This is a genomic window from Cronbergia sp. UHCC 0137 (assembly GCF_034932285.1).
Classification (GTDB): domain Bacteria; phylum Cyanobacteriota; class Cyanobacteriia; order Cyanobacteriales; family Nostocaceae; genus Cronbergia.
The window spans coordinates 1-11,711 of the sequence record NZ_JAYGHC010000090.1; the positions used below are offsets into that span (position 1 = coordinate 1).

General features: G+C 35.4%; 14 protein-coding genes and 2 pseudogenes. 4 read left to right on the plus strand and 12 right to left on the minus strand.

What is annotated here, in order from left to right:
* A pseudogene (locus VB711_RS25625) lies at window positions 1–782 on the minus strand (site-specific integrase); the annotation flags it as partial.
* Window positions 783–972: 190 nt separating this feature from the next.
* On the opposite strand from VB711_RS25625, the gene VB711_RS25630 reads away from it, so the two are divergent.
* The gene (locus VB711_RS25630; RefSeq protein WP_323289258.1) at window positions 973–2,748 is read left to right on the plus strand and encodes an AIPR family protein; all 1,776 of its coding nucleotides are present in this window, start codon (window positions 973–975) and stop codon (window positions 2,746–2,748) included.
* A 53-nt stretch (window positions 2,749–2,801) separates the two neighbouring features.
* Here VB711_RS25630 and VB711_RS25635 read toward each other — a convergent pair whose 3' ends face one another.
* The 3 genes from VB711_RS25635 to VB711_RS25645 form a co-directional block, all read right to left on the minus strand.
* Window positions 2,802–3,419: a Uma2 family endonuclease gene (locus VB711_RS25635; RefSeq protein ID WP_323289259.1), complete on the minus strand. Its 618-nt coding sequence runs from the start codon at window positions 3,417–3,419 to the stop codon at window positions 2,802–2,804.
* A gap of 46 nt (window positions 3,420–3,465) precedes the next feature.
* Window positions 3,466–4,095 carry a transposase gene (locus tag VB711_RS25640; RefSeq protein ID WP_323289260.1) on the minus strand — a complete coding sequence of 210 codons (630 nt, stop codon included), beginning with the start codon at window positions 4,093–4,095 and terminating at the stop codon, window positions 3,466–3,468.
* 476 nt (window positions 4,096–4,571) lie between these two features.
* The gene (locus VB711_RS25645) at window positions 4,572–5,993 is read right to left on the minus strand and encodes a hypothetical protein (RefSeq protein WP_323289261.1); all 1,422 of its coding nucleotides are present in this window, start codon (window positions 5,991–5,993) and stop codon (window positions 4,572–4,574) included.
* 103 nt (window positions 5,994–6,096) lie between these two features.
* Between VB711_RS25645 and VB711_RS25650 the strand changes: the two genes are divergently transcribed.
* Window positions 6,097–6,258 (plus strand): hypothetical protein, encoded by a 162-nt coding sequence (locus VB711_RS25650; RefSeq protein WP_323289262.1) that lies wholly within the window; start codon window positions 6,097–6,099, stop codon window positions 6,256–6,258.
* Window positions 6,259–6,320: 62 nt separating this feature from the next.
* Here VB711_RS25650 and VB711_RS25655 read toward each other — a convergent pair whose 3' ends face one another.
* From VB711_RS25655 to VB711_RS25685, 7 genes are all read right to left on the minus strand, one after another.
* On the minus strand, window positions 6,321–7,235 hold the full coding sequence (locus VB711_RS25655; RefSeq protein WP_323289263.1) for a serine protease: 915 nt from the start codon (window positions 7,233–7,235) through the stop codon (window positions 6,321–6,323).
* A 162-nt stretch (window positions 7,236–7,397) separates the two neighbouring features.
* Window positions 7,398–8,297 carry a serine protease gene (locus VB711_RS25660; protein ID WP_323289264.1) on the minus strand — a complete coding sequence of 300 codons (900 nt, stop codon included), beginning with the start codon at window positions 8,295–8,297 and terminating at the stop codon, window positions 7,398–7,400.
* 24 nt (window positions 8,298–8,321) lie between these two features.
* The gene (locus VB711_RS25665) at window positions 8,322–8,909 is read right to left on the minus strand and encodes a COP23 domain-containing protein (protein ID WP_323289265.1); all 588 of its coding nucleotides are present in this window, start codon (window positions 8,907–8,909) and stop codon (window positions 8,322–8,324) included.
* Between the two features lie 147 nt (window positions 8,910–9,056).
* The gene (locus VB711_RS25670; protein WP_323289266.1) at window positions 9,057–9,239 is read right to left on the minus strand and encodes a hypothetical protein; all 183 of its coding nucleotides are present in this window, start codon (window positions 9,237–9,239) and stop codon (window positions 9,057–9,059) included.
* Window positions 9,240–9,444: 205 nt separating this feature from the next.
* Window positions 9,445–9,714, minus strand: a complete 270-nt coding sequence (locus VB711_RS25675) for a UPF0175 family protein (protein ID WP_323289267.1) — start codon at window positions 9,712–9,714, stop codon at window positions 9,445–9,447.
* A 66-nt stretch (window positions 9,715–9,780) separates the two neighbouring features.
* Window positions 9,781–10,245 (minus strand): type II toxin-antitoxin system VapC family toxin, encoded by a 465-nt coding sequence (locus tag VB711_RS25680; protein ID WP_323289268.1) that lies wholly within the window; start codon window positions 10,243–10,245, stop codon window positions 9,781–9,783.
* The gene (locus VB711_RS25685) at window positions 10,246–10,509 is read right to left on the minus strand and encodes a hypothetical protein (RefSeq protein WP_323289269.1); all 264 of its coding nucleotides are present in this window, start codon (window positions 10,507–10,509) and stop codon (window positions 10,246–10,248) included.
* Window positions 10,510–10,728: 219 nt separating this feature from the next.
* Between VB711_RS25685 and VB711_RS25690 the strand changes: the two genes are divergently transcribed.
* Window positions 10,729–10,953, plus strand: coding sequence for a DUF433 domain-containing protein (locus tag VB711_RS25690; protein ID WP_323289270.1), 225 nt, complete (start codon window positions 10,729–10,731; stop codon window positions 10,951–10,953).
* On the plus strand, window positions 10,950–11,291 hold the full coding sequence (locus VB711_RS25695) for a DUF5615 family PIN-like protein (RefSeq protein WP_323289271.1): 342 nt from the start codon (window positions 10,950–10,952) through the stop codon (window positions 11,289–11,291). Before VB711_RS25690 ends, VB711_RS25695 begins: the two co-directional genes overlap by 4 nt.
* An 81-nt stretch (window positions 11,292–11,372) precedes the next feature.
* Here the strand turns inward: VB711_RS25695 and VB711_RS25700 are convergent.
* A pseudogene (locus VB711_RS25700) lies at window positions 11,373–11,711 on the minus strand (site-specific integrase); the annotation flags it as partial.

The following is an 11,711-nucleotide window of genomic DNA, read 5'->3' on the forward strand; positions in this document are numbered from 1 at the left end:
CACCAATCAATATGAGGATTAACAAAAAGCTCCCTGGGACGTAAACCAAAAACCGCCAACATTCCATAAGTCCAACGCCAAAGTTGCCAGCTATCTTTGACATCTTGATTAACTTGCTTACCTCTATTATTTAGATATTTATTAAACTTGTAAAATCCAGTAATTATTTCCTTATCTGTAGGAACATTTCGAGAATTACTTTCTGGTATTTTAGAATAATTAGTTAAATTAATCTCAATTTGGAAAAGTTGACAAAATACAGAAATAGCCCTCACTGCATTATATTTTGCCCATTCTTTATTTATTTTATCAATTGAGTGAATTAAATTTTCCCCAGTCGCTAAATCATCAGTATTTGTATAACGCTTGATTCTGGTAAAATAATAGAAAAAAGTATGTTCACTTTTAGTTGTGCGTTTATGGGTTTTAAAATATTCTTCTTCAAATTTTTCTAATAGTTCACCAATGGTTCGTAAATCTTCTTTAATTGATTCATGTCCTAAATATTTATCATTCCATACAAAACTTTTTCTCGCAATTAACTTACCTAGTTCATAAGCTTCTTCTTCAGCAGTTTTTAATCCCTGTAAGTTAGCAGGAATATTTAAACTAAGGTTATATTGTTTTTTACCTGTTTTTTTGATATCTGCGTCTCCTGGTTTCAGGGGTAAAGTTGCTCGTAATTGCAGACATCCATTTGATTCTCGAATTGTTACTCTGGTTTTTGCAGATTTTAAACGCAGATTTATTTGTTCTAATTCCAATAGTAACTTTGTGTTCATGTTGGGTTTTTGTGGCGATCGCTTCAAGTCAACAAAAAGCTGTAATTTCTTATTAGCTTATATTTAACCCCAAAAAAAATATGTCTAATGCCAACATAGTGTATCCTGAACTTTTCGGAAGTTCTCATCAACTTACTCTCAAATGTGAGTTAGGATAATAGAGTCGCCTCCAATATTTAAGATTAAAATCATGGATAATAGACAACTATTTATACAGGGATATCTAAATAGAATTTCCGAGCAATTTACTGTAAAACCAGATGTAGCCTTTGAAATTTTATCAATGGCTACGATTACAGAGAGACCATTTCAAGAAGTATATGATGACATTCAAATCAGGGAAAAGCCCGATCTCAAAGGTAGAGATGGTGGGATAGATGGGGCTGTGTTTGTGGAACAAGGCGGCTACTATACACTAATGGTATTTCAATGTAAAAATAGTCAAAGTCTAAAAACAAACGAACTTGATAAATTTCGTCATGACGTAGACGATTCTTTTATTTATGGAATAACTAAGCCACATTCAGAATTACTTGAACCTAAAATAAATGAATATCAGCAGCTATCAAAAGATGGTTTTATTATCGAAATTAAATATTACTTTGTCTATAATGGTTCTAATAAAAATCCTAATCATGCTGCAAATCATCAAAACTATTTAGCCTACCATAGACCAGACGAATTTGAAATTTGGGATGCAGAAGCAATTTACGGAAAAATCAGTCAGCTAATTAAAGCACAAGCTAAACGCAAAGATATAAAATTTATTTTTAATCCTCAAACATCAAACATCATAACTTCTGATAGGCAAGGACAAGGCTTATATACATACTCTGTTGGTAACGTGAGAGCCGCAAACTTTCGGATTGAAGCTAATGAACTTTGTAATTTGATTGAACAAGAATTAACTGCTAATAATACTTATGAATTTCTATTTTCTGATAATCTGCGTTCTTTTTTAGGATTCAAAGTTAGACCAAATCAAAAGATGAGAGAAACATTAACTAATCCAGATTCAGCGATTTATTTCCCTCTGCTTAATAATGGAGTGACAATCATTTGTGAAAAAATGGAAATTCCATCTACCTTACAAAGTGGAAAATACATATTACCAACCCACAATCCTATAATTGTCAATGGTTTACAAACAACTCGTGTTATTTACGAAGTATACAAAGAAAACAAAAATCAAGGAATTGATAGACTTCAAAATGTTTTTGTAAACATACGTTTGTACGAAACAAGTGATACGGAAATAGTCGAAAAAATTACAGATGCTACTAATACTCAAACTCCCATCTCTTATAAAGATAAAGTTAGTAATAAAGACTTCAATTTGTATGTAAAAGAAATATTTGCCAATCAAGGAATTGCTTATATTACAAAACGTGGTGAAATTTTTTCAAGTTATTCCAGTAAGCAGCTAAAGTCTACGATTGAAAGCGATACGCTTTTACGATTTTGGTATGCAACTTTTTACGAGCAGCCAGAAACAGCTAAAAATAGTGTATATGAAGTTATGGAAGCTATTTTTGATGCTACAAATAATACTAAAGATCCATTACATAAATTATTTAATGGTGAAAAAGAATCACCTATATATCTACAATTAATCTATGCTTATCATATTTATCGCTATGTTCAAAGTCAAAAAGAGGCTCAACGAGAACAAAGAGAATATATTAGTCATGCTACCGAATTATTAGCCTATGGTGTTTACAAGTTTTTAGAAAATGATTTGGCAAGTATTAATAATTCAGACAAATTAGAAGGAGCATATCAATTTGCTGTCGAAGTTGTAGACAAGATTATAAAAAAGCAGATAGATTTGTACAAGCAGCAAGAAAAATCATTTTCCTATAGTGGCTATTTTCGGAAAGCAAGATGCAGAGTTGAATACAACCAGGAAGTTGATATTGTCGATGATGACTCGATTATAGAAAAATTACTCAAAGGCACTCGCTAGAAATGTTATATGTGATCTCGGTTTTGTAGACGATAAATAAGGAGTGCTTTAGATCATAAATTATAAATTTGACTAGCGTTAATTACTTGTTCAACTGTAATATTTAATTCGGGAAAGGTAGGAGAAATAATTTTGTCTGTTCCTGTAAATGCTTTTTGCTGATATTTACTATCAACTAATTCATAAACAAATACTGTTGGTAATTTAGGGTTTCCTAAATAACTCCTGGATGCTATCGCTAAATAATCGACTATCCAATATTCTTTAATTCCTAGCTTTTCATATTCTTCTAATTTATCAACATAGTCATCTTCCCAATTCGTTGATGTCACTTCTACTGCTAATTGAATTGGTTCAATTACAGCACCATAACTTGTAACATTAGCATTCCATAAAGATGCGCTAACTACGCTCACATCAGGATTTCTGCCTCTTTGATCTCCTTTATTGCTCAAGGTTCTAATCACTATATCTTTATCTACAATATAATCAAGTCCTAAACGTCGAATTTCGTCATTAAAACCAAACATTAAAAATCTGGCTACGTTTTTGTGCGCTCTAATTGCTTCCACTTTAACAATTTCTCCATTTACTAATTCATAAATACCATCATCGGGATGTTGTTGTAGAAATTCTACAAAGTCTAATTTCTTCAATGTTGTGATTGTCATAATGTCCTCACTAAGCTGTTCCTTCACTAATAATTATAGGCGATCGCTAATTAAGATTGTTAGTATTTTCCTCATCTTCTTCCCAATTTATCGGATTGTTGACAATGTACTGGCGAGTATTATTTAATGCTTCCTCATTGCGGATAACACGTTCATAATAATTACGTTGCCAAATTACATTTCCTTTAGCTTTATTGATTCGATTAATTTGGCGTGTAGAAACAGATTTATAATTTTGAATTATGGATCCCAAAGATTGTGGTGTTGTGCCATTAATTTTAATTTTTTCACCTGTAGGGGCGAAGCATTGGCTCGATAAATTTTGTTTCCGTTGAAAATCTTGATTTGCCAATGCTTCGCCCTCCACCTCAGAAACCGATTGTGAAAAATCTTGAGTTGCTTCACTTTTAACGATCATAATAATCCCATGTAAATGATTGGGCATGATCACAAATTCATCTAATTCTGCATTTTGAAAATGCCGAGGAATAGATAACCAAGAATACCTTGCTATCTCACCATTTGTATTTAATTTCATTTCACCATCTACAATTTCACCAAATAAACAATTACGTTGATGGGTGCAAATGGTGAGAAAATATGCTCCCTGTTGAGAATAGTCGTATCCTTTTAATCGGATGGAACGACGGTGGTGAATTTCGGGATTATAGGGCATGAATTAAATTCCTGTTAATAGCGTCATGGTTATGGGACAGGGTGAAGCATTCGCCAATATATGTTATCTGTTTGTTCTATATTTTTATCGTGGGACAGGGTGAAGCATTCGCCAATATATGTTGTCTATTTGTTCCATATTTTTATCATGCGAATGCTTCACCCCTACAGGATCATATAATATGGTGCGATCGCCTGATTAAAATTATGACAAATGGCGATCGCCTCCATTGATATCACAATAGAAATTCAAGCGATCGCCTGATTGAAAATAGGGGAAATGGCGATCGCATACATTGATATCACAATAGAAATTCAAGCGATCGCCTGATTGAAATTAGGGGAAATGGCGATCGCCTCCATTGATATCACAATAGAAATTCAAGCGATCGCCTGATTGGAAGTAGGGGAAATGCGATCGCTATTTTCACAATACAAAATTTTGGTTGTGCAATTAACACCAATGTATGATTACCATTACTTTCCCCAATTTGCAGGACAGTTAGGTACAGGATTTCGACGAGCAGGGTCTTCTGGTTGACTGCGAGGTTTTTTAGTTGGTGGCTGACCAAAGGTGTTATTGCCTGTGCGCTCACATACACCTACCCATTGCTGTCCATCTACTTCGCCTTGCTTAGTCATTACAGGACCTGGAACAATACAAGTTGTCTCTTCCATATTGACTGTAGCAATTTTTCTCTTATGACTCCGCCAGAACTTTTTTGGAACAGCACAGATTTTAATTCTTGTTGCTGATGGTAATTCTGGTGCAACCTTAAGTTCTCTATCTTTTTTATCTTGACAAAGAGGAGAAAATGGTAAACCAGCATCTCTGAAAAATTTTTCTGTTAGTGAATCTCTATTCTGTTCTCGAAGGTTTTGTTCTTTTGGATTAAACTGCTCATAATATTTTTGAAAGGTTTTAGGATCATCTATTAGCTCTTGTAGTTCTCTTCCTCTTAATCCATTAGCAATACCAGCAGTTATTGTTCTTATAGAAGATCCTAGTTCTGGGTCGCCAACGGTATCTCCCATAAACTTACCCATTCCAGTTACCATCTTAGAGCCAAAACGACTAATTTTCTTGCTATCAAAATTTACCGGAATTTTATTCGCTTTAGACAACACTTTAAAAAGATCGCCAAAAGGAAGTGGTGGATCACCACCAAAAGTAGCAAAACATGGAAGTTGTCCAAAATTTAATACTAAATCAATTATGGCTAAATAACCTTCCAATACTACACCTGGACCAGTGAATGCAACTGCAAGTTCAAGCATACCTAAATTTGTGGAAACCTTATCCATTCCTTTGCAATAATCTTCCATTCCTTTGCAAGCTTTATCTCCATTTTTAGCTCCACTTTTAGATTTGGATACTAGATAATCATGGCGATCAATACTGCTTATTATCTCTCGAATTTCATTTGGTATCTTTATTTCTGTACGCGAACTTTTACCTTGATAATCAAAAGATATAAAATTTACTACATCATTACGATTTAAGTTTTCTAAAATGCTTCTTTCTCCATTAGCAAATTCAATTTCAATTTTATTAAAATCCTGAGCAAATTTAACAGTGAATGACTGTCCACAAGGACTTTGATTATTGGCTAAATATTCTACTGAGATAAGTGATAATTTTTTATTAGTCTGATTTTGTTGTGCTGTGTTTAAAATAAATTCACATCCTCTAAATGTTTTTTTTCTTAAAGTAAAATCTGATTTGGTGTTGTTAGATATAGTCGGAGAAGATGTAGTAGGTGAATCATCATCAAAATCAGGGCGACGCAGAGGTTGATTCGGACCAGGATCTTGCGGAAACGATGGTGCTTGTGGATTACTTCCAGATGGCGAAGTAGTTGGCTGATCATCATCAAATTCCCTTGAACGCTGTACCAATAAATCCCCTAAACCATCAAAAATCGTCTTTTCTACAGCCGGGGGAGTTGCTGCAACTACTCGCTCAGACGATCGCCCTAAATCTACCGTACACATAGCCGAATTGAAGCTGAAAACGGTACACATAGCAGAGGCGATCGCTCTATTCAACCATGTACCCGAAGTAAAAAAAGCAGCGATTAAAGCAACAGCAAAACTAGCAATTCCCAAAGCCAAAATACGAATCCGACGCATAATTTACCTCACAATAGTTAATACTTATTAAGACAAATAAAGAAATTAATAAAGGCAATTACACCAAAATAGTAAATGTAATTGCCCTACCAATTAAAATCGAATACGAGGAAGACGAGGAATAACTCGAGGAATATTCTGTTCAATCAAATTCTTAATTATCCCGGCCGCAAATTCCTGTTCCCAACTTTTCACTTCAGCCTTTGTGGGTTGAGTTGCTTCTACATTTGCAACTTCAGAATTATCTTCTTTAAAACTAACTTTCACACCAGCTTGAGAAATTAGTTCTTTGAAAGTATTAATAGGAACTGCTGCATTAAAACCAGTTTTGTTGCGGATACTTCCTCCCGATGCTGACTCGTTTTTAATTTCCCCATCAACATCACCTTCACCATGAATACCCACCACACGACCGCTAACATCAAAAACTGGACCACCACTCATACCTCTTCGAGTCAAAGCATCATAGCGCATGGTGTATCCTTTAGGCTTGCTGTCAGGACGATTTATAATTTGCCCATTTGTAAACGCATATTCTCGCTCACCTTCGATTTCAATTGACATCGGATAACCAGAAATATAAACACCTGTACCAATTCCCGCATCATCAGAATTACTAATTGGTGCAACAGAATACTCTTCAGAACTTTCAAACTTAACTATTGCTAAATCTGGACTGGTTTCAGTTTTCTGTAAACTTTGCACTGAAGTAACAGCATGAGTTTTCTTTTTGCTGGTATAAATATTGTATTCTTGGGCTTGACTGGCAACTACATGATTAGCAGTTAACACCGTGTAAGTATTTCCATTTTTGGCAATTATGACCCCAGAACCACCAGCATTTGCACCAGCAGAACTGTCAATTCTTACAGTTGTTGGTACAGCAATTTTAGCCACTTCTCTAGCAGTTTTAGCAGAAGCCGGTTGACTAATTACGATTGCTGCTACTACTGCTGTTCCTGTTAACAAACTAGGAACATAATTAAACCGAAAAAAACCAAAACTCATAAACAACTCCTTGAAAGTGAAAATTACATTTTTTACAAATCCCTGTAGGGGTGTTCGCGGAGCGTGCTGGAAGCATCAGCATTCGGGTGATAACTTATTGGGAAAATCATTAATTTTCTGTCCGAATGCTTCGCCCTTACGATCACTTCACCCTTACTAAATTTACTCCGATAAAGTAGACCTAACTTCCCCTTTTTTCGGTTTTGGTAACAGAGGAATGACGGGATTTAACCGCACATTGTTTTCTGTTGTTCCTTGTAATAAAACGGGTTGCTGGGATCGGGGTAAGTTCAGAAATTGTAAATAGCTACTTATGGGGATTCCCCAACTAGAATTAACTATTTGTGCTAATAATTCTGGTGCTGGTTCTGTACCATCTTCAAAGGCATACACCCCAAAATCTGGATCACGGTTTTTTACCCGTCCATTAATGCCAATTAGTAAACCACTAGCATTAAAAATCGGACCACCACTCATGCCTACAACAATATTATTGGTGTAACCTAAGCGATAACCTTGAGCGAGAGATTTTGGTGGTAGCACTGAAATTTTACCACTGGTAAATCTAAATCCCCTAATACCTTGGTCAAAAGTTGTGGCCAAACTCTGTTCCTGATACATAGGAAAACCCGCCGCAAATACGGGTTCTCCTAGTAATACAGGTTGATTACTGATACTTGCCACTTGATAGGAAGAATTGCTACGAAACTGAGTAATAGCTAAATCAGTATTACCAAGTTGTTTAAGTTGGCGCGATACGGGAGTATAACGCCGACCATCTGGGGTGATAATTGTATGCTGATCACTGGAAGCGACAACGTGCCAGCTAGTCAGAACTGTATAAATTTGTCCTTGACGCTGGACAATTACACCAGAACCAGAAGCATTAGGGATGATGATTCGCACAGTGGTTTTTTGTGCCAATTTTTGCATATTCCCCGTCTCAGTTTGGGCTGTTAAGTAGGAGGGGACTGTTTGAGCGATCGCATTGCGCCCATCAAGGAAATATAAGGGAGAAACTGCTAAACTACTCATCAGTCCCAGTCCTAGCCAATTAGCCACTTTATGCCACCCACAGGGGGTCATTTAATTGAACTCTCCACTACGTCCTTCACTGGGTTGGGATGGTGTCGGCTGAACATTGGTAGGTGTGGTAGGTTGTGTAGTGCCGTCTGTGTCTTCTCCTAACCTTCCACTTACATCTATATAAAGTTGTATACTTTCACTAAGGGATGGTGTACCCGCTTGCCCTTCACGCCATGCCAAGAGATTAGTCAGTGTTTTTACTGCATCTTGACCGCGTTTGAGGGTAAATATTAAACCTTCACAACGTCCATTAACTTGACTAGCGGTGCAAACCACATTTTGTCCATTCATTTTCCCGACGGTGATGAGTTTAAGCTGTTTGTTACGGCGATAGGTTTCTAATCTGCCACTTACCTCTTGACAGCGCGTTACAGGATCGTAACCAGAGTAGCGGAAATGATTGGAAGTCCACTTAATCCAAGGCTCAGTAGTGCCTTGAGAATTTTGGTATACTGTTACAGGTACACCCGTTGAGCGATCGCAATAAAATCCCCGTGTTTGGGCATAGCTGGGTTGGTGTAAAGAAACAGTAGTACCTAATGCGATCGCTACACCTAATCCAGTCTTGGTGAATGAGTCCAATTTCATGGTGATGCTACACTCCGTAAATATAATTAGTAAATCCTTTACCCGTTATTCACAAGCTATTCTCAAAAGTTGCACAAATCAGCCTTACTTTAAAAATTTTAAGCTATCTACAATCAACTGACAAGTTCTTTCTGAGTATTAATGGCATCAAAGGCAAAAATTACCCCCTTTGTGGTTATTTGTGTGAGCATTGGTAGGTTTACTTGATAGTGACGATTTTTCTATAACAGGTTGAAATACAATCACTATTTCTAATTCTTGATTGGCAAATTCAGCCGGAAGTTCAACTTTGAGAATACCATCATTACCAATATGTGTTGTAATTTTCATAATTTCCATAACTTCACCCCCAAATTGATTATGTTATCATTTAACTAAATATATTTTAACAATGCTTATCTAACAACTTTTGAAATAAACTATCAGATGCCCAAAAAGATGTTTTTTTAAGACTTTGAACAGCATTAGGCAAATCAATCAGCTTCATGACCAATCAAAATGAGGTAGTTGATAGGAAAAGTATCGGAAACAATAATCATTTAGTACCTAACAGATTACCAATTGCTTGGACATCTTCTTCTAAGTCTTCTTCAGTATAGGGTAAGTAAGCCTTTTGATCTTTGAGGAATTGATATGTTTCCCATCGAGAACAAAAATTTAACATTTTGTGAACTTCTCCTGCTCCAATAAGACCTTGACGATAATTATCAGCTACAATAAGTTCCAACACCTTTTGGGAAATTTGATTCGGTTGTAGTTGTAATTGATTAGCAAGATGATCAGGAATTTCAATCATGATTTGCATAATTTCTACTCCTTGCTTAACTGTAACTTTTAAATTATACCACACAGCATAAAAATAATATTTCTTCTATGGGTAATTATTAGGATTTTCAATCATTAATCCTTCACTTACTACTGCTGCATTCAATTCCTTATCTGCGGACACAAAAGTAATAGGAGATAATCCATTAGCAATACAAATAGTATTAACTGCGCGACCGGCTGCTAATTGGATAGCATCATAACCTCGCAATCCATAAGTTTCCGACAATGCCATTCCCGAATTAATTATACTTTCCGTAATTTCTACAATTTGATAGTTTTTTTGTAGATCATGTTTAAACTGATTGCGTATTAATGTTGCATCTGCAATGCTAATACTTCGACCACGGGATCTTCGGGTAATAGCTGCAATAATTTCCACACCAGTTATTGCTGCTATAAATACCTCATTCTTTAGATTTGGATCAAATAAAGCTAACACCCATGCTGATCCAATTTCGCTGACATAACGCTTAACTAATGCACTACTATCTATGAAATAAATTGCCATCTAACGCCGTTCCTCAATAATAGTTTGAGAAACAGGATTTCCTTCAACATAAATTAGCTGTCTTTCTGAGATTGGTTCATAAGTAGGATGCTTGATTTCCTTGACCAAACCAGAATCAATCAACGCTTGGTGAAATGCTGCTTGTTTTGCAGTTTCTTCTTTATCAGCAAGATATTTTTGAATCATCTGATTAAGTTGCTGAAGTTCTGCTATTTCAAGTGTTTCAAGCTGCTTAATTATTTGCTTTAGGGTTACTAATGCCATATTGTTATACTTCCCTTGCTTTCCAAACTGTGATAAATCCCTGATTCACTGAGTTTCAATATCTCTAAATTACATAAAGATTTTGATTATTGTTAATGACCTAATTATACGATATCATACAGGAATTTATTCAAAAATAATGACAATTTGCTAACAATAATGTAAAATAATATTATTCTTATCTACTTAACACTAGGTTTATAAAAAGAAAAAATTGTTATGGAAAAGCGAATAACTATTCATCCAGATATTTGCAACGGCAGACCGATTATTACTAACACTCGAATTTCTGTACAAACAATTATAGAATTTTTAGGTGCAGGTGATTCTATCGAGGAAGTTCTAGAAGAATACCCATCTTTAGAACGAGAAGATATTTATGCTTGCATCCAATTCGCAGCAAAATTGATGGGGAATCATTACGAAGTGAGAAAAATTGCATGAATGGGTTTTTATTTGATGAAAATCTTCCCACTAAAATCCAATTTACTCCATCTTTACCCGTCATTCATGTTTCTATTTTAGGGAATAGTCCAAGTGATAGCCAAATCTGGGAGTATGCAAAGGAAAAAGAATTGGTGATTGTTACTAAAGATGCAGATTTTTCGGATCGGTTGATGGTTGATTCTTCTCCACCTAAAATAGTGCATCTACGTTTTGGGAATATGCCAAAACGTGATTTTCACTCATTTCTAGCTAGAGTTTGGACAGAGATTGAAATGTTAGTCATTGATCACAAGCTAATTAATGTTTATTCGGATCAAATTGAAGCATTTAAATAGTGTTATGGTGCGTGAAGTGTTTTAATTAATCATTCTGGTTATTTGCTTAGATGGACTCTACATTATTTATTGCTATTAAAATTAACTCCTTTTATAAACCATTTCCATTCTCAACTTTTCTACCTCAATCTTCAATTTTTCATTCTCCATTTTCAACCCTGTATTTTCATCCTTAATCAACTCCACCTCATTCCGTTTACTCAAAGCCTGATTAATTGCCAACTTCCGCATATCCAAAGAAAACCAACGTTGATAAGTTTTCGTATGAATTTGCACACTATGACCCAAATTATCTGCCGCAGCCTTAATAGGAACTCCCAAAATATGCGCTCGAATTGCCCAACCATGACGTAAATCATAGGGTTTAAAATCCAAACCAATTTTTCTAAACCACCAACTCACTCTTTGGATTAAAGCCGT

Coding starts and splice junctions, on each gene's coding strand:
- VB711_RS25630 (WP_323289258.1), top strand. CDS start 973: ATGGATAATAGACAACTATTTATACAGGGATATCTAAATAGAATTTCC.
- VB711_RS25635 (WP_323289259.1), bottom strand. CDS start 3,419: ATGACAATCACAACATTGAAGAAATTAGACTTTGTAGAATTTCTACAA.
- VB711_RS25640 (WP_323289260.1), bottom strand. CDS start 4,095: ATGCCCTATAATCCCGAAATTCACCACCGTCGTTCCATCCGATTAAAA.
- VB711_RS25655 (WP_323289263.1), bottom strand. CDS start 7,235: ATGAGTTTTGGTTTTTTTCGGTTTAATTATGTTCCTAGTTTGTTAACA.
- VB711_RS25665 (WP_323289265.1), bottom strand. CDS start 8,909: ATGAAATTGGACTCATTCACCAAGACTGGATTAGGTGTAGCGATCGCA.
- VB711_RS25670 (WP_323289266.1), bottom strand. CDS start 9,239: ATGAAAATTACAACACATATTGGTAATGATGGTATTCTCAAAGTTGAA.
- VB711_RS25675 (WP_323289267.1), bottom strand. CDS start 9,714: ATGCAAATCATGATTGAAATTCCTGATCATCTTGCTAATCAATTACAA.
- VB711_RS25680 (WP_323289268.1), bottom strand. CDS start 10,245: ATGGCAATTTATTTCATAGATAGTAGTGCATTAGTTAAGCGTTATGTC.
- VB711_RS25685 (WP_323289269.1), bottom strand. CDS start 10,509: ATGGCATTAGTAACCCTAAAGCAAATAATTAAGCAGCTTGAAACACTT.
- VB711_RS25690 (WP_323289270.1), top strand. CDS start 10,729: ATGGAAAAGCGAATAACTATTCATCCAGATATTTGCAACGGCAGACCG.
- VB711_RS25695 (WP_323289271.1), top strand. CDS start 10,950: ATGAATGGGTTTTTATTTGATGAAAATCTTCCCACTAAAATCCAATTT.